1 protein-coding gene is annotated in these 286 nt (G+C 61.9%); it reads left to right on the forward strand.

What is annotated here, in order from left to right; translation table 11 throughout:
• A partial coding sequence (locus ACOZKU_RS06905; RefSeq protein WP_421578229.1) for an Ig-like domain-containing protein occupies positions 1–286 on the forward strand: 286 nt, incomplete at both ends.

The following is a 286-nucleotide window of genomic DNA, read 5'->3' on the forward strand; positions in this document are numbered from 1 at the left end:
CAACGGCATGCTGAGCTCCGTCAGTTCGTCCGATGGCGGCATCACCTGGACCGCGACCCTGACGCCGACCGGCGGCATTACAGACACGACCAACCTCATCACACTCGACAATACCGGTGTGGCCGATCTCGCTGGCAATGCCGGGACAGGGATCACCAATTCGAACAACTACAGCGTCGACAGCCAGCGCCCGACCGCAACCATCGTGGTGGCGGACACCGCTTTGGCAGCCGGTGAAACCTCGCTGGTGACCTTCACCTTCAGCGAAGCCGTCACTGGTTTCACC

This window comes from Shinella sp. M31 (assembly GCF_049199205.1).
GTDB lineage: Bacteria > Pseudomonadota > Alphaproteobacteria > Rhizobiales > Rhizobiaceae > Shinella.